Genomic DNA, 16012 nt, shown 5'->3' with positions numbered 1-16012 from the left:
CTGCGCGCGGCAGGACGTGTCCGGTGAACCGACCGGGGCCGCGGCGGCGGAGGAGCGGTCCGACGGGACCGTCCGGCGGCGAGGGGCGGACCGCGCGACCCGACCGGGGTGCCCGACCAGATCAGCAGGAGGCATTGTGAGCAGCGACCGGGACGAGATCCGCGTCGACGGGATCGCACCCGGCGACGATCTGCCCGAGGACGACACCGAGACCACGGGCGAGTTCACCATCGACTACACACCGCCTGCCTGGTACACGCGGAACGCCGAGCCCGCGCCGCGGTCGCCCGCGGCCCCCGCCGACGGGGCGTCCGGTGACGGCGACCGTGAGGAATCCGCCGCGCGGGGTCCCGAGGCACCCCGGAACGCCCCGGGAGATCCGGGCGGGACCGCCGGAAGCGACGCCGTCCTCGACGGCGCCACCATGCGCTTCTCCGCCGACGCCATGCGCCGGGAGATCGCCGAGCGGAGCGTCGGGGGGGAGCCGTCCGACGCGGACGCCGTCGATGGGCGTCGCCCGGAGAGCGGGACCGTGGGGTCCGGTGACGCCGTGCCCGAGGGCTCCGGTGCCGCGCCGCCGGACGAGGGCGGCCCGGAGGAGCCCACGGAGGAGGACGGCGACGGGCCGGAAGAGGTACGGGAGAGGACCCCCGACCGGGGCGACGCGCCCGACGGCTCCGAAGGCGCCGGGGGGCCCGGTGCTCCGGCCGGAGAGAAAACCGGCGGCGGTGCGGCACAGGCCCCCGCTCCCCCGCCGTGGCAGCCCTCGCCCGAGGGTGGGGTGCCCGCCGGGCTTCCTCCGCTGCCTCCGCACTTCCGGCCCGCCGCGCCGCAGCCCGGTGCTCCGGTTCCGGCATCGGGGTGGAACACCACGCCGGAGCAGCCGCCCGCCGACCCCGCGCCCCACCAGCAGGCCCCGGGCGGTTACGGTTTCCCGCAACCGCCCGGCCCCGGCACGCCGCCGCAGGCCGGCGGCCCGGCCCGACCCCCGTCCACCGCACCCGGCGCACCGGCACCGGCACCGGCACCGGCACCGGCACCGCAGGGTGGATACGGCTTCCCGCAGCAGCCTCCGGTCCCGCCCGCGCCCCACCAGCCCGTTCCGGGCGGCCACGGCTTCCCGCAGCAACCCCCCGCCCCGCCGACGCACCAGCCGCCCGCCGGCCCCCCGACACCCGACTCCCCGGTACCGCCGAGTGGTTACGGCTTCCCCCAGCAGCAGCCCCCCGCCCCGCCGGCGCACCGGCCGCCGGACGCGCCGCAGCCGCCCCAGGCCCAGCCGCCCCAGACCGAGCCGCCCGGCGCGCCGCAGGATCCCCGTGCCGGCACCGCCTGGCCCGCCGACCCGCGCCGGCAGCCGCCGAGTCAACCCGGCTCGCTCGGCTACACCGCGTCGGTCGAGCTGTCCTCCGACCGCCTGCTGAACCAGAAGAAGAAGCCTCGCCCGCAGAGCGGCCGCGGCGGCGGCTCCCGGTTCCGCTTCGGTGCCCGGAAGGAGGAGGCCGAGCGGCAGCGCAAGCTGGACCTCATCCGCACTCCGGTGCTGTCCTGCTACCGCATCGCGGTGATCAGCCTCAAGGGCGGCGTCGGCAAGACCACGACCACCACCGCCCTCGGGGCGACGCTCGCCAGCGAGCGGCAGGACAAGGTCATCGCGATCGACGCCAACCCGGACGCCGGCACACTGGGCCGCCGGGTGCGGCGCGAGACGGGCGCCACCATCCGTGACCTGGTGTCGGCCATCCCGTACCTCAACAGCTACATGGACATCCGCCGGTTCACCTCGCAGGCGCCCTCCGGTCTGGAGATCCTCGCCAACGACGTGGACCCGGCGATCTCCACCACCTTCAACGACGAGGACTACCGCCGCGTCATCGACGTGCTGGGCCGGCAGTACCCGATCATCCTCACCGACTCGGGCACCGGTCTGCTCTACAGCGCGATGCGCGGGGTCCTCGACCTGGCCGACCAACTGATCGTCATCTCCACCCCGTCCGTGGACGGCGCCAGCAGCGCCAGCACCACCCTGGACTGGCTCTCCGCGCACGGCTACGGCGACCTGGTGCAGCGCAGCGTCACGGTCATCTCCGGAGTCCGCGAGACCGGCAAGATGATCAAGGTGGACGACATCGTGGCGCACTTCAGGACACGCTGCCGCGAGGTGGTGGTCGTCCCGTTCGACGAGCACCTGGCCGCGGGCGCGGAGCTGGATCTGGACATGATGCGGCCCAGGACGCGCGAGGCGTACTTCGACCTCGCCGCGCTGATCGCCGAGGACTTCTCACGCCACCAGCAGGAACAGGGCCTGTGGTCGCCCGGCGGGAACCCGCCGCACGTGGCACCGCCCATGCCGGGACAGCAGCCCCACCCCCAGTACCAGCAGCAGCCCCACCCCGGTGGGCCGGGTGGTCCGCCACCGTACGCGCAGCCCCAGCCGGGCCCCTACCCGCCCGGTCCGCAGCCCCAGCCCGGGCAGGCGCAGCCGTACGCGCCGCCGCAGCCCGGTGGGAACCCGCCCCACCCGGCACCACCGGCTCCCGGGGAGCAGTGGCGGCGACAGCCGCCCCCGGAACGGTGACGGCGGCGGGCCCGCCCCGCCGGAGGTACGGAACGGGCCCCGCCCCGGTCACCACGACCGGGGCGGGGCCCGTTCCGCGCTCGGTACCGGCGAAAGCCCGCTCCGTCGGTGCCCGCTCTCAGGCCAGCAGCCCCTTGGCGATCCGCACGTCCTCCGCCATCCGCTCCAGCAGTTCGTCCAGCGTGGCGAACTTCTCCTGGCCCCGGATGTAGGCCAGGAAGTCGACGGCGACGTGGAGCCCGTACAGTTCGAGATCCACCCGGTCGATGGCGTACGCCTCCACGGTCCGCTCGGTGCCGTCGAACTGGGGGTTGGTGCCGACGGAGATCGCCGCGGGCATCGACTCGCCGGCCACGACCAGCCACCCGGCGTAGACCCCGTCGGCGGGGATCGCGGTGTGGGGCAGGGTCTCCACGTTCGCCGTGGGGTATCCCAGTTCGCGTCCGCGCTGCGCACCGCGGACGACCACGCCCTCCACCCGGTGCGGGCGGCCCAACACCTCGGCGGCGCCCCGCACATCACCCTCGGCGACCAGTCTGCGGGTGAGGGTGGAGGAGAACGGTTCCCCACCGCCCGCCTCGCCGCGCTCGAACAGGTCGACGACCATCACCTCGTAGTCGTACGTCCGGCCCAGCTCCGCCAGGGTCTCCACGGTGCCGGCGGCCTTGTGTCCGAAGCGGAAGTTGGGGCCCTCCACGACCGTGCGGGCGTGGAGCCGGTCCACCAGTACCTTCGCCGCGAACTCGGCCGGTGAGAGCCTGGAGAACTCCCGGGTGAAGGGGAGGACCAGGACCGCGTCCACCCCGAGCTCCGCCATCAGTTCCGCGCGCCGGTGGTGCGGGGCGAGCAGCGGTGGATGGCTGCCGGGCCGCACGACCTCGCTGGGGTGCGGGTCGAAGGTGACGACGACGGACGGCAGCCCCAGTTCGCGAGCACGTTCGACCGCCCTGCCGATGATCGTCTGGTGCCCGCGGTGCACCCCGTCATAGGAGCCGATGGTGACGACGCTGCGCCCCCAGTCCTCGGGGATGTCCTCCAAGCCACGCCAGCGCTGCACAGTGCCCGCTCCTCGCCGAATGCCAGTGGATGGTGCCGGTCCAAGGGTGCCATGACCCTTCGTCGCGTTCGCACGGGGACCCGCACCGGATCGGCCTCTCGACGGCACGGGCCCCGGAAGGCCGCCGGGACGGGGACGGTGCCGGCGTGCTCCGGTGCGCGCCACGTTTCACTCCGAGCGCCCGCCCGCCGGGGTGAGTCCGGTCGTCCGGGTGGATAGGGAACAGGTGCACACAGGAGGGGGATCGTGGGGCGGGCACCGGTGTCGGCGCCCGCCCCACGGTGCGTGTCCCGGTGGCGTCGGTCGCCGACCCGCCGCCCGAGCCGGAGCCGCGCACCGCAGTCGGACGCCCTCCGGCACCCCAGCGGAGAGTTCGGGAACGGGCGACCATCGGCCCCGTCCTCCCTCAGGCGAAGACGGCCAGGCTCCTGGCCTTGCCGCCGCGTTCCTCGACCAGGGCCGTGAAACGGTCCCCCGGGCCGAAGACGGCCACCGGGCCGGGCCGTTCGGCGGGCGGCATGGCGATCCGCACGCCGTTGGCCAGCAGTCGGGCCCGTCGCTCGTCCACGTCCCAGCGGGGGAACGCCGCGGCGGCGGCCTCCCCGAGGGGCATGACGGTCAGCGACTCCTGGTGCTGTTCCAGGGTGCGCGCCGCCTCCAGGCCGTAGGGACCCACCCGGGTGCGGCGCAGCGCGGTGAGGTGGCCGCCGACGCCCAGGTCGGCGCCCAGGTCGCGGGCGAGCGCCCGGATGTAGGTGCCGGAGGAGCAGACGACCGAGACCAGCAGGTCCGTGACGGGCGTGCCGTCCTCGGCGCTCCCCTCGCGGACGTCGTGCACGGCGAAGGAGGAGACGGTGACCGGCCGGGCGGCCAACTCCACCTCCTCTCCCTCGCGCACCCGGGCGTACGCCCGCTTCCCGTCGATCTTGACGGCGCTGACCTTGGAGGGGGTCTGGAGGATGTCCCCGGTCAGTTGGGCCACCCCGGCGTCGATCGCCTCGCGCGACAGGCCGGCGGCCGGGGTGGAGGCGGTGACCTCGCCCTCGGCGTCGTCGGTGACCGTGCTCTGGCCGAGCCGGATGGTTCCGACGTACTCCTTCTCCGTCAGCGCCAGGTGTCCCAGCAGTCGGGTCGCCTTCTCGATGCCCAGGACCAGGACGCCGGTGGCCATCGGGTCGAGGGTGCCGGCGTGCCCGACCCGCCGGGTGCGGGCGATGCCGCGCATCTTGGCGACGACGTCGTGGGAGGTGAAGCCGGCGGGCTTGTCGACGACGACCAGTCCGCCGGGCTCCTGGGTGCCTTTGCTGCGTGCCACGGGTCAGGCGCCCTCGCCGTCCGTGTCGTCGGTGTCGTCGGTGTCGTCGGTGTCGCCGTCGGTCTCCTCGCCCGGCTCCTCGTCGTCCCGGACGGGCTTGCGGTAGGGGTCGGCGTCACCCGCGTAGGTGGCGCCGGAGGACACCTGCCGGACCTGGGCGTCCGACGCCCTGGCCTTCTCCAGCAGATCGTCGATGGTCCGGGCGTTCTCCGGGAGCGCGTCCGGGACGAACGTCAGCGACGGCGTGAAGCGCACGCCGGTCTGCCGTCCGACCTCGGAGCGGAGCACGCCCTTGGCGCTCTCCAGCGCGGCCGCCGAGGCCGCGCGCTCCTCGTCGTCGCCGTAGACCGTGTAGAAGACGGTCGCCTCCCGCAGGTCACCGGTGACCCGGGTGTCGGTGATCGTCACATAGCCGAGCCGCGGGTCCTTGATCCGCCGCTGGAGGGTCTCCGCGACCACGACCCGGATGCGGTCGGCCAGCTTGCGTGCCCGCGCGGTGTCGGTCATGTGTCTGCTTCCTTCTGTTTCGGATCGTTCGGTTGGGATGCGGATGCGGTCCCGGGCGACGGACCGGGCCGGGCCGGACGCCGGTCGGTCCGGCCCGCCACCGGTCAGTCGTCGTCGCCGTGGAACCGTCGCCGCACCGACAGCAGTTCCACCTCCGGTCGCGCGGCCACCAGCCGTTCGCACCGGTCGAGCACGTCGGAGACGTGTCCCGCGTCCCCGGAGACCATCGCCAGGCCGATCAGGGCCCTGCGGTGGAGGTTCTGTTCCCCGACCTCCGCCGCGCTCACCGCGTACTTGCGCTGGAGCTCGGCGATGATCGGGCGAATGACCGACCGCTTCTCCTTCAGCGACCGTACGTCGCCGAGCAGCAGATCGAAGGAGAGTGTGCCTACGTACATGCGATGCGGGTCCAGCCGACCCGTGAGGCCTCGTGAAGTGGACCCCTGCCGACGCCCGGCAGGGACACGAGAACCGTACACGTCCGGTTCCCGTCGATCGACGCGTTTAACGGCCGGGAGCCTCCCGCCGGGGCGGGAGGCTCCGTGGCCGTTCACCGGTGTGACCACCGGTGGGCGTCAGGCGCGGGGCTTCTCCCGCATCTCGTACGTCGCGATGATGTCGTCGACCTTGATGTCGTTGTAGTTCCCGAGGTTGATACCACCCTCGAAGCCCTCGCGGATCTCGGTGACGTCGTCCTTGAAGCGACGCAGGCCCTCGATGGTGAGGTTCTCCGCCACGACCTTGCCGTCGCGGATGAGACGGGCCTTGGTGTTCCGCCTGACCTCGCCGGAGCGGATGATGACACCCGCGATGTTGCCGAGCTTGGAGGAGCGGAAGACCTCGCGGATCTCCGCCGTGCCCAGCTCGACCTCTTCGTACTCCGGCTTGAGCATGCCCTTGAGGGCCGCCTCGATCTCCTCGATCGCCTGGTAGATGACCGAGTAGTAGCGGACGTCCACGCCCTCGCGTTCGGCCATCTGCGTGGCACGCCCCTCGGCGCGCACGTTGAAGCCGATGACGATGGCGTCGGAGCCGGTCGCCAGGTCGATGTCGGTCTCGGTGACCGCGCCCACGCCCCGGTGCAGGATGCGCAGGTCCACGTCCTCGCCGACGTCGAGCTGGAGCAGCGACGACTCCAGGGCCTCGACCGAACCGGACGCGTCGCCCTTGATGATGAGGTTGAGCTGCTGCACCTCGCCGGCCTTGAGCACCTTGTCCAGGTCCTCCAGGGAGACCCGGCGGGTGCGCTTGGCGAACGCGGCGTTCCGCTCGCGGGCGGCGCGCTTCTCGGCGATCTGGCGTGCCGTGCGGTCCTCGTCGACCACCAGGAAGTTGTCGCCCGCCCCCGGGACGCTGGTCAGACCCAGCACCAGGGCCGGAGTCGACGGGGTCGCCTCCTGGAGGTTGTTGCCCTTGTCGTCGAGCATCGCCCGGACACGGCCGTAGGCGTCGCCGACGACCATGGTGTCGCCGACCCGCAGGGTGCCGCGCTGGACCAGGACGGTGGCCACGGCGCCGCGGCCGCGGTCGAGGTGGGCCTCGATCGCGATGCCCTGGGCGTCCTGGTTCGGGTTGGCCCGCAGGTCGAGCGAGGCGTCCGCGGTGAGGATCACGGCCTCCAGCAGCTGGTCGATGTTCAGACCCTGCTTGGCGGAGATGTCGACGAACATGGTGTCGCCGCCGTACTCCTCGGCCACGAGCCCGTACTCGGTGAGCTGGCCGCGCACCTTGGTCGGGTCCGCGCCCTCGACGTCGATCTTGTTGACCGCCACCACGATCGGCACGTCGGCCGCCTTGGCGTGGTTGAGGGCCTCGATCGTCTGGGGCATCACACCGTCGTTGGCCGCCACCACGAGGATCGCGATGTCGGTCGACTTCGCACCGCGGGCACGCATGGCGGTGAACGCCTCGTGACCCGGGGTGTCGATGAAGGTGATCTTGCGCTCTTCGTCGTTGACCTCGGTCTTCGCCTGGTAGGCGCCGATGTGCTGGGTGATGCCGCCGGCCTCGCCCTCGATGACGTTGGTCTTGCGGATCGCGTCCAGCAGGCGCGTCTTGCCGTGGTCGACGTGACCCATGACGGTCACCACCGGCGGACGCGGCACCAGGGCCTCGTCGCCGCCCTCGTCCTCGCCGAACTCGATGTCGAAGGACTCGAGCAGCTCGCGGTCCTCCTCCTCGGGGCTGACGATCTGGACGACGTAGTTCATCTCCTCGCCGAGGAGCTGGAGCGTCTCGTCGGAGACCGACTGGGTCGCGGTGACCATCTCGCCCAGGTTGAACATCACCTGGACCAGCGACGCCGGGTTGGCGTTGATCTTCTCCGCGAAGTCGGTGAGCGACGCGCCACGCGACAGTCGGACGGTCTCGCCCTTGCCGCGCGGCAGCATCACGCCGCCGATGGACGGGGCCTGCATGGCCTCGTACTCCTGGCGCCTCTGCCGCTTCGACTTGCGGCCGCGACGCGCCGGGCCACCGGGACGACCGAAGGCGCCCTGGGTGCCACCACGGCCGCCGGGGCCACCGGGACGACCGCCGAAACCGGGACGGCCGCCGAAGCCGCCGCCGCCACCGCCGGGACGGCCGCCGAAGCCGCCGCCACCACCGGGACGGCCGCCGCCGCCACCGCCGGGACGGCCGCCGAAGCCGCCGCCACCACCGGGACGACCGGCACCGCCCGGACGGCCACCGCCGCCGGGACCGCGGCCACCGGGGCCCGGACGCGGACCCGCGGCCGGACGCTGCGGCATCATGCCCGGGTTGGGACGGTTGCCGCCCTGCGGACGCGGACCCGCGGCACCGCCCTGCGGACGCGGCATGTTGCCGGGGCTGGGACGCGCGCCGCCGGGCGCCTGCGGACGGGGACCGCCCTGGCCGGCGCCGGGACGCTGACCGCCCGGACCGCCGGGGCGCGGGGCACCGCCCGGCCGGGGCGCCTGCGGGCGTCCCATGCCGGTGGAGCCGCCGGAGGTGAAGGGGTTGTTGCCCGGACGCGGACCCGAGGGACGGGCACCCGGCTTGGGGCCGCCCGGCTTCGGGCCGCCGGAACGGCCGCCGCCCTGGCCCTGCGCGGGCGCGCCGGGGCGGGCCCCCGGCTTCGGGGCGCCCGGCTTGGGCGCGCCACCGGTCGACGGCGGGGCGGTGAACTCCGGCTTGGCCGGAGGCTGCGCCGGACCGGGCTTGGCCGGGGCCGGACGCGGAGCGGGGGCGGGGGCGGGCTTGGCCGGCCCCGGACCCGGGACGTTCTTCTGGGGCGCGCTCTTGGCGGCGTCGGCCGGGGAGGCCGACGGCCGGGGCGCGCCGGGCTTGGGGGCACCCGGCTTGGGTGCGGAGGCGCCCGGCTTGGGGGCGCCCGGCTTGGGCGCCGCCTTGCGGGGCGCGGCGGGCTTCGCGGCGGACTTCTTGGCGCCACCGGCACCGTTGCCCGCGTCGAATGCGTCAGTCAGTTTGCGTACGACCGGCGCCTCGATGGTCGAGGACGCCGAACGGACGAATTCACCGAGTTCCTGGAGCTTGGCCATGACGACCTTGCTTTCGACTCCAAGCTCCTTGGCGAGCTCGTATACCCGGACCTTAGCCACTTCGCTCCTTACGGTCCGGGGGGATCGTCCGCCGGACCTTCGCTACTGCATGGGCGTACTCATCGCGTACTCATCGAGTGCTCATCGCAATCTCGACCTACTTCCAACTCGCGAGGTACCTCTCCCGTACGGCGGGGTGCCGTACGGGCGTCGTGCGTGCTTGCCGTCTTACGGTGTCTCCCGCGGCACTGCGCTCCGCAGTTTCGCGGTGTCGAGCGGCCCAGGGACCCGGAAGGCCCGCTGGAACGCCCGGCGGCGGACCGCCAGGTCGACACAGGTCGGTGTGGGGTGCAGATAAGCACCCCGGCCGGGCAGCGTACCGCGATGATCGGGAACGCATTCGCCCTCGACCAACACCACACGCAGCATTTCGCCCTTGCCCGACCGCTCCCGGCAACCCACGCAGGTGCGTTCAGGGCATGCGCGGGCACGCGTCCGGTCGGACACCTTTCAGTCTACCTCCCCGCGCCGATTGCGCCGTTGGTGGGGTCGGCGGCGGGCACGGGCGGCGACCGTTGGCACGGTACGCCGTTCCGTGTCCTTCCGCACTCCTCATTCCGGTCGGTTCCGGCCGGCCCCGGACGGACCGGGGCCGGCCGTTCCCGCTCAGCGTTCCCCGCCCTGCTCCCCGCTCTGCTCGGTGTCCGGGCGGATGTCGATCCGCCAGCCGGTGAGCCGGGCGGCGAGCCGGGCGTTCTGCCCTTCCTTGCCGATCGCCAGCGACAACTGGTAGTCGGGCACGGTGACCCGGGCCGACCGGGCCGCGGCGTCGACGACCTCCACCCTGCTCACGCGGGCGGGCGAGAGCGCGTTGGCCACCATCTCGGCCGGATCGTCCGACCAGTCCACGATGTCGATCTTCTCGCCGTTGAGCTCGGCCATGACGTTGCGCACCCGACCGCCCATCGGGCCGATGCACGCGCCCTTGGCGTTCAGGCCCGAACGGGTGGACCGTACGGCGATCTTGGTGCGGTGACCGGCCTCGCGGGCGATGGCGGCGATCTCCACCGAACCGTCGGCGATCTCCGGCACCTCCAGGGCGAAGAGCTTCTTCACCAGGTTGGGGTGGGTGCGCGAGAGCGTCACCGACGGGCCGCGGACGCCCTTGGCGACCCGCACGACGTAGGTGCGCAGCCGGGTGCCGTGCGAGTAGTCCTCACCGGGCACCTGCTCCTGCGGGGGCAGGATCGCCTCGAGCTTTCCGATGTCAACAAGAACGCTGCGCGGATCCTTCCCCTGCTGGACGACTCCCGTGACGATGTCGCCCTCGCGCCCGGCGTACTCGCCGAAGGTGATCTCCTCCTCGGCGTCCCGCAACCGCTGCAGGATGACCTGCTTGGCCGTCGTCGCGGCGATCCGGCCGAAACCGGAGGGGGTGTCGTCGAACTCGCGCGGCTCGGTGCCCTCGGGCAGGTCCGCCGGGTCCTCCTTGGCCCACACCGTCACGTGGCCGGTGGAACGGTCCAGCTCCACACGGGCGTGGCGGTGACTGCCCTCGGTGCGGTGGTAGGCGATCAGCAACGCCGCCTCGATCGCCTCCACCAACAGGTCGAAGGAGATCTCCTTCTCCCTGACCAGGCCCCGCAGGGCACTCATGTCGATGTCCACGGCTACGCCTCCTCCTGGCTCTCGTCGTCAGAGGCCGCAGCCTGACGTACACCGTCGGTCCTGTCGGCGGCCTTGCGGTTGAACTCGATCTCGACCCTGGCCCTGGCGATCTCGTCGAAGGCGAGCCGGCGGGCGGTGGGCTTCCGGCCCTTGACGCCGGGGACCTCCAGGTCCAGCCCGTCGTCGTCCACCGCCGTGATCCGGGCGACCAGTTCGTCGCCCCCCGCCTCGTCGGTCAGCCGCGCCCTGATCAGCCTGCCCACGGCGCGGCGGTAGTGCCGCGGCTCGGTCAGCGGGCGGTCGGTGCCGGGTGAGGTGACCTCCAGGACGTAGGGGGCGCCCCCCATCACGTCCGTGGAGTCCAGCACCTCGGACGCCGCGCGGCTCAGCTCGGCGCAGGTGTCGAGCTGTACGCCCTCGTCGGAGTCCACCACCACGCGCAGGACGCGCCTTCTGCCCGCCGGGGTCACGGTGACCTCTTCCAGATCCAGGCCTCTGCCGACGGCGAGCGGCTCCAGCAGTACTCGCAGCCTCTCGCTCTGGGTGGTGCTCATCCGGGTGACTCCTCGGCCGCGTGTGCTGTTGTGGAAACATCCAGTCCTGGGGGTTCGGGGGTCAAGCCTATCGTCTGCGACGGGCCGCGCCGACCAGACGATCCGGCGGACTGCGCCGGGCGGCCGTCCCCCGCAGGGGGCACGGTGCGGGCACGGAGGTGACCCGTCGCGGGGGACGGTGCGAACACGGGTACGCTCGCAGGGCGCTGATCACCGTCGTCCCCGCGACCGTCTCGGCGTACCGTTCGAACCACCTCCCCAGGGAGCACCCGTGTCGATCGACTCGCGTCCACGCCGGCGGAGCCTGCTGGCCACCGGGGTCACGGGGGCCGCCGCCCTGCTGGTCACCGGATGTTCCGACGGTGGCCCCGAGGCCGCCGGGCCCGAGTCGGCCGGCCGCGCGGAGCGGCTGCGGCGGGACGCGGCGCGGCACAGCGCCGAACTGCTGGGCCGCTACGACCGCACCCTCGCCGCGCACCCCTCCCTCGCCGGACGGCTGGAGCCGCTGCGGGCGGACGTCGCTCGGCACGTGGAGGCGTTCGGCGGAACCGGACGGAAGGACGCCTCCGGTGCTCCCGACGCCTCGGCGGCCCCCTCCGCGTCGCCGGAGCGGGAGACCGGGCGGGAAGGACGCGGCGCCCCGGTGCCCGAGGACACCGACCGGGCGCTGACCACCCTGGCGAACGCCGAACGCGCCACGGCCGCCGCCCTGACCCGGGCCCTGGACGGGGCCCCGCCCGAACTGGCCCGGTTGTTGGCGTCCGTCGCGGCGGCGGGAGCCGCGCACGCGTATCTGCTCACGAACGGCGGCGAGAGATGAACAGCGCGACCCGAACGACACGGACCGGCCGGGCGGCGAACGCCCCCACCCGCCTCCGGACCCCCCTCCCGGCGTCGGCCGACCCGGCTCCCGAGGGGGCCGCCGCGCTCGGCGCGCTCCAGGCCGCGCTCGCCGCCGAGCACGCGGCCGTCTACGGCTACGGCGTGGTGGGCGGACGGATCGCCGAGGACCGGCGCGACGAGGCACGCCAGGCGTACGACGCGCACCGCGCTCGGCGGGACGCCCTGCGCCGCGCCGTGCGGCGGACGGGCGGCACGCCCGAGCCCGCCGCCGCGGCCTACTCGCTGCCCTTCGCGGTGCCGGACGGTGCCGCCGCGGTGCGGTTGGCCGCCGAGTTGGAGGACCGGGTGGCCGCCGTCTACGCCGATCTGGTCCGGGCCGGCGAGGGCGAACTGCGGCGGGAGGCGGCGGGCGCGTTGCGCGAGGCCGCGGTCCGCGCGGTGCGCTGGCGCGGCACGGGCGTACCCTTCCCTGGGCTCGCCGAGCGCTCCGCCACGGCGTCCCCGGAGTCCTTCTGAGATTCCGCGGGGCCCGGCGGCACGGACGGGGGCGGGTACACGGACGGACAGGACGACGAAGGGAACCGCTCGCGCATGGCATCCGCTCCCCACGTCGATCCCCCGCGGCGGCTGGTGCGCGCCCTGGGCGCGGACTCCCCCTGGCTGGCGTCCCTGCCCCGGCTGTTGGCGGGGTCGTTGGCCCGCTGGGAGTTGACGGCCGAGCGGGTGGTGGCCCCCGGTGGGCGCGGCAGCCTGGTGGTCCTGGTGCGCCGCGCCGACGGCACCCCGGCCGCGTTGAAGCTGCGCGCGGACGGCGCCGCGGCGGAGGCGGCGGCCCTGGCCCGTTGGGACGGGCACGGCGCGGTGCGACTGTTGGACGCGGCGCCGCGGGACGGGGCGCTGCTGCTGGAGCGGCTGCACGCCGAGGTGTCGCTGCGCTCCCTGCCGGAGGCCAAGGCCAACCTGGAGGCGGCCTCGGCGCTGCGGCGGCTGTGGGTGCCACCGGCGCCCACCGGCGCGGAGCACCCCTTCACCACCGTGGCCGAGCACACCGCACGGGCCGTGGACCGGATCCGCGAGCACGTGCCCGGTGAGGCCGGCGCCCTGGTCGACGAGGCGCTGGAGGCGCGCTCGGCGCTCCTGGACGACGCCCCCGAGGAGTTGCTGCTGCACGGCGACTTCCGACAGGGCGCCGTGCTCTCGGCCGATCCGGGGCGGGCGCACTGGCTGGTGGTCGGCCCCGATCCGCTGGTCGGTGAACGCGCCTACGACCTGGCCCGGTTGGTGCGCGACCGGCTGCACGACCTGGGGGCCACCTCCGGCGCCTCCTCCCTGACCCGGCGTCGGGTGCGCAAACTGGCGGACTCCCTGGAGGTGGACCGGGAGCGGTTGCGTGCCTGGAGCCTGTACCGGGCGGTGGAGTCGGCCTCCCGGCACTTCGCCGCCGGGGCGCGCGCGGACGGTGAGATGCTGGTGGAGTTCGCGGGCTGGCTCTGACCGCCCGTACGTCCCCGAGGCCCCGTACGGAGTGTGCGGGGCCTCGGGGACGTACGGGGCCCGCGGAAGCACCGCGGGCCCTGGTGTGACGGGATCAGGCGCGGGCGGTCAGCCGCTCCACCGCCTCCTCCACCGGCAGCTCCTCGCGCTCACCGGTGCGCCGGTCCTTCAGCTCCACCAGCCCCTTGGCCGCGCCCCGGCCCACCACCAGGATCTCCGGCACGCCGACCAACTCCGCGTCGGTGAACTTCACACCGGGCGAGACGCCCGCACGGTCGTCGACCAGGACGCGCACCCCCGACGCGGCCAGCCGGTCGGCCAGTTCCAGGGCCAGCTCGATCTGGGTGCCCTTGCCCGCGGCGACGACGTGGACGTCCGCCGGGGCCACCTCGCGCGGCCAGCACAGGCCCTGGGCGTCGGCGGTCTGCTCCGCCAGCGCGGCCACCGCGCGCGAGACGCCGATGCCGTAGGAGCCCATGGTGACGCGGACGGGCTTGCCGTCCTTCCCCAGCACGTCCAGTCCGAAGGCGTCGGCGTACTTGCGGCCGAGTTGGAAGATGTGGCCGATCTCGATGGCCCGGTCCAGCTTCAGGCCGGCGCCGCAGGACGGGCAGGGGTCGCCGTCCTCGACGGTGACCACGTCCAGGTACTCGTCGACCTCGAAGTCCCGGCCGCACACCACGTTGCGGGCGTGGGTGTCGGGCTTGTTGGCGCCGGTGATCCAGGAGGTGCCGGGGGCCACCCGCGGGTCGGCGACGTAGCGGAAGGCGGCGCCGGCCAGCCCCTGCGGGCCGACGTAGCCGCGCACCAGGGCGGGACGGCCGGTGAAGTCCTCGGCGGTGACCAGCTCGACGGTGGCGGGCGCCAGGTGCTCGGCGAGCTTGCCCAGGTCCACCTCGCGGTCGCCGGGCACACCCACGGCCCAGATCTCGCCGTCCACCTTGACCAGGAGGTTCTTCAGGGTCGCGGAGGCGGGCACGCCCAGGTGGTCGGCGAGGGTCTCGATGGTGGGGGTGTCGGGGGTGTCCAGCTCCTCGATCGGCGGGTGGGCCAGGGGGTCGCCGGCCGGGGCCAGGGGGAAGGTGACGGCCTCGGTGTTGGCCGCGTAGCCGCAGGAGGGGCAGTCGGCGAAGGTGTCCTCGCCGGCGGCCGCCGGGGCGAGGAACTCCTCGGAGGCCGAGCCGCCCATCGCGCCGGAGACGGCGGAGACGATCCGGTGGTCCATGCCGAGCCGGGTGAAGATCCGCACGTACGCCTCGCGGTGCAGCCGGTAGGACTCGGCCAGCTCCTCGTCGGAGGTGTCGAAGGAGTAGGAGTCCTTCATCAGGAACTCGCGGCCCCGCAGGATGCCCGAGCGCGGCCGGGCCTCGTCCCGGTACTTGGTCTGGATCTGGTAGAGCATCACCGGCAGGTCCTTGTAGGACGCGCACTGGTCCTTGACGACCTGGGTGAAGATCTCCTCGTGCGTGGGCCCGAGCAGGTAGTCGGCGCCCTTGCGGTCCTTCAGCCGGAACAGCAGGTCGCCGTACTCCTCCCAGCGGCCCGACTCCTCGTAGGGCTCCTTGGGCAGCAGGGCGGGCAGCAGCACCTCCTGGGCGCCGATGGCGTCCATCTCCTCGCGGACGATCCGGGTGACGTTCTCCAGCACCTGCCTGCCCAGCGGCAGCCAGGTCCAGATTCCGGCGGCGGTGCGGCGGACGTAACCGGCACGGACCAGGAGCCGGTGGCTGAGGGTCTCGGCGTCGGCCGGGTCCTCGCGCAGCGTCTTGAGCATCAGACGGGACATGCGCTGGACACGGGCTGCCATGGGGTTCTCCTGCGGACTGTGTGGTGTGCGGATGGTGCACGGGGGTGCGGATCCGGGGACGTCGGTGCGCCGCGCCCCCGCGAAGGAGCCTACCGGCGCCTCGGCGGCGACGGCGCACCCGTCACCGCCGCAGCGGCAACGGTGCCCCCATCACCGCGTACGGGCTCGGCGCGCTGGGGAAGAGCACGTTGCGGGCCAGGTCGCGGTAGCCCAGGGAACGGTACAGGGCTCGGGCGGGGCTCTCGGTGTCGATCGCGGAGAGGATCGAGCGGGGCTCGTCGGCGGCGTCGGTGATCGCGGTGATCAACTCCCGGCCGAGGCCGCGCTTCTGGTACGTCGGGTGGACGTGCAGTTCGGTGATGACGAAGGCGTTGTCGAGCCACTCGACGTTGCCCTCCCGCCGCAGGTACGGCTCGACGACCGTGGACCACCACTGGGCGCGGTCGTTGGGCATGCCGTAGACGAAGCCCACCAACCGGCCCCCCGGTGTGGTGACGCCCAGCGCGCGGGTGCCGGGAAAGGCCGCGTGCCGCAGCACGATGTGGCGGCGCACGCCCACCTCGTCGTCGGTCAGTCCGAAGGCGACGGCCTGCACGGCGAGCGCATCGTCCACCCGGGCTGCCAGGTCCAGGGGACCGACCACGACGTCCTCCATGGTCGAAGACCCT

At 73.8% G+C, this 16012-nt stretch carries 14 protein-coding genes; 4 read left to right on the top strand and 10 right to left on the bottom strand.

Annotation, left to right across the window (positions count from 1 at the left end):
- The first annotated feature begins 136 nt into the window (after positions 1–136).
- Positions 137–2578 carry an SCO5717 family growth-regulating ATPase gene (locus F0L17_RS19595; protein WP_162466449.1) on the top strand — a complete coding sequence of 814 codons (2442 nt, stop codon included), beginning with the start codon at positions 137–139 and terminating at the stop codon, positions 2576–2578.
- Positions 2579–2696: 118 nt separating this feature from the next.
- Here F0L17_RS19595 and F0L17_RS19590 read toward each other — a convergent pair whose 3' ends face one another.
- From F0L17_RS19590 to rimP, 8 genes are all read right to left on the bottom strand, one after another.
- Positions 2697–3635, bottom strand: a complete 939-nt coding sequence (locus tag F0L17_RS19590; protein WP_162466448.1) for a bifunctional riboflavin kinase/FAD synthetase — start codon at positions 3633–3635, stop codon at positions 2697–2699.
- Positions 3636–4041: 406 nt separating this feature from the next.
- On the bottom strand, positions 4042–4950 hold the full coding sequence (gene truB / locus F0L17_RS19585; RefSeq protein WP_162466447.1) for a tRNA pseudouridine(55) synthase TruB: 909 nt from the start codon (positions 4948–4950) through the stop codon (positions 4042–4044).
- Between the two features lie 3 nt (positions 4951–4953).
- Positions 4954–5457: a 30S ribosome-binding factor RbfA gene (gene rbfA, locus F0L17_RS19580; RefSeq protein ID WP_155072076.1), complete on the bottom strand. Its 504-nt coding sequence runs from the start codon at positions 5455–5457 to the stop codon at positions 4954–4956.
- 104 nt (positions 5458–5561) lie between these two features.
- The gene (locus F0L17_RS19575) at positions 5562–5855 is read right to left on the bottom strand and encodes a DUF503 domain-containing protein (RefSeq protein ID WP_155072075.1); all 294 of its coding nucleotides are present in this window, start codon (positions 5853–5855) and stop codon (positions 5562–5564) included.
- Between the two features lie 177 nt (positions 5856–6032).
- The gene (gene infB, locus F0L17_RS19570) at positions 6033–9038 is read right to left on the bottom strand and encodes a translation initiation factor IF-2 (RefSeq protein ID WP_162466446.1); all 3006 of its coding nucleotides are present in this window, start codon (positions 9036–9038) and stop codon (positions 6033–6035) included.
- A gap of 168 nt (positions 9039–9206) precedes the next feature.
- Positions 9207–9485 carry a DUF448 domain-containing protein gene (locus F0L17_RS19565; protein WP_162466445.1) on the bottom strand — a complete coding sequence of 93 codons (279 nt, stop codon included), beginning with the start codon at positions 9483–9485 and terminating at the stop codon, positions 9207–9209.
- A gap of 159 nt (positions 9486–9644) precedes the next feature.
- On the bottom strand, positions 9645–10646 hold the full coding sequence (gene nusA, locus F0L17_RS19560; protein ID WP_162466444.1) for a transcription termination factor NusA: 1002 nt from the start codon (positions 10644–10646) through the stop codon (positions 9645–9647).
- 2 nt (positions 10647–10648) lie between these two features.
- Positions 10649–11200 (bottom strand): ribosome maturation factor RimP, encoded by a 552-nt coding sequence (rimP, locus tag F0L17_RS19555; RefSeq protein WP_155072074.1) that lies wholly within the window; start codon positions 11198–11200, stop codon positions 10649–10651.
- 271 nt (positions 11201–11471) lie between these two features.
- Between rimP and F0L17_RS19550 the strand changes: the two genes are divergently transcribed.
- From F0L17_RS19550 to F0L17_RS19540, 3 genes are all read left to right on the top strand, one after another.
- Complete coding sequence (locus F0L17_RS19550; protein WP_162466443.1) at positions 11472–12020, top strand: hypothetical protein; 549 nt, start codon at positions 11472–11474, stop codon at positions 12018–12020.
- Complete coding sequence (locus F0L17_RS19545; RefSeq protein WP_155072073.1) at positions 12017–12559, top strand: ferritin-like domain-containing protein; 543 nt, start codon at positions 12017–12019, stop codon at positions 12557–12559. Before F0L17_RS19550 ends, F0L17_RS19545 begins: the two co-directional genes overlap by 4 nt.
- 75 nt (positions 12560–12634) lie before the next feature.
- Positions 12635–13537: an aminoglycoside phosphotransferase family protein gene (locus tag F0L17_RS19540; RefSeq protein WP_155072072.1), complete on the top strand. Its 903-nt coding sequence runs from the start codon at positions 12635–12637 to the stop codon at positions 13535–13537.
- Positions 13538–13631: 94 nt separating this feature from the next.
- Here F0L17_RS19540 and F0L17_RS19535 read toward each other — a convergent pair whose 3' ends face one another.
- Together F0L17_RS19535 and F0L17_RS19530 are read right to left on the bottom strand one after the other, a co-directional pair.
- On the bottom strand, positions 13632–15344 hold the full coding sequence (locus F0L17_RS19535; RefSeq protein ID WP_155072071.1) for a proline--tRNA ligase: 1713 nt from the start codon (positions 15342–15344) through the stop codon (positions 13632–13634).
- 121 nt (positions 15345–15465) lie between these two features.
- Positions 15466–15999, bottom strand: coding sequence for a GNAT family N-acetyltransferase (locus F0L17_RS19530; RefSeq protein ID WP_155072070.1), 534 nt, complete (start codon positions 15997–15999; stop codon positions 15466–15468).
- Between the last annotated feature and the right edge of the window lie 13 nt (positions 16000–16012).

Origin of the sequence: Streptomyces taklimakanensis (genome assembly GCF_009709575.1) — a bacterium.
Lineage (GTDB): Bacteria > Actinomycetota > Actinomycetes > Streptomycetales > Streptomycetaceae > Streptomyces > Streptomyces taklimakanensis.
This window is presented reverse-complemented; position numbering and strand designations above follow the sequence as displayed.

Bases quoted from the DNA above. Each gene is read 5' to 3' on its own strand.
- F0L17_RS19530 (WP_155072070.1), bottom strand. From the start codon at position 15,999: ATGGAGGACGTCGTGGTCGGTCCCCTGGACCTGGCAGCCCGGGTGGAC.
- rimP (WP_155072074.1), bottom strand. From the start codon at position 11,200: ATGAGCACCACCCAGAGCGAGAGGCTGCGAGTACTGCTGGAGCCGCTC.
- rbfA (WP_155072076.1), bottom strand. From the start codon at position 5,457: ATGACCGACACCGCGCGGGCACGCAAGCTGGCCGACCGCATCCGGGTC.
- F0L17_RS19540 (WP_155072072.1), top strand. From the start codon at position 12,635: ATGGCATCCGCTCCCCACGTCGATCCCCCGCGGCGGCTGGTGCGCGCC.
- F0L17_RS19575 (WP_155072075.1), bottom strand. From the start codon at position 5,855: ATGTACGTAGGCACACTCTCCTTCGATCTGCTGCTCGGCGACGTACGG.
- F0L17_RS19535 (WP_155072071.1), bottom strand. From the start codon at position 15,344: ATGGCAGCCCGTGTCCAGCGCATGTCCCGTCTGATGCTCAAGACGCTG.
- F0L17_RS19545 (WP_155072073.1), top strand. From the start codon at position 12,017: ATGAACAGCGCGACCCGAACGACACGGACCGGCCGGGCGGCGAACGCC.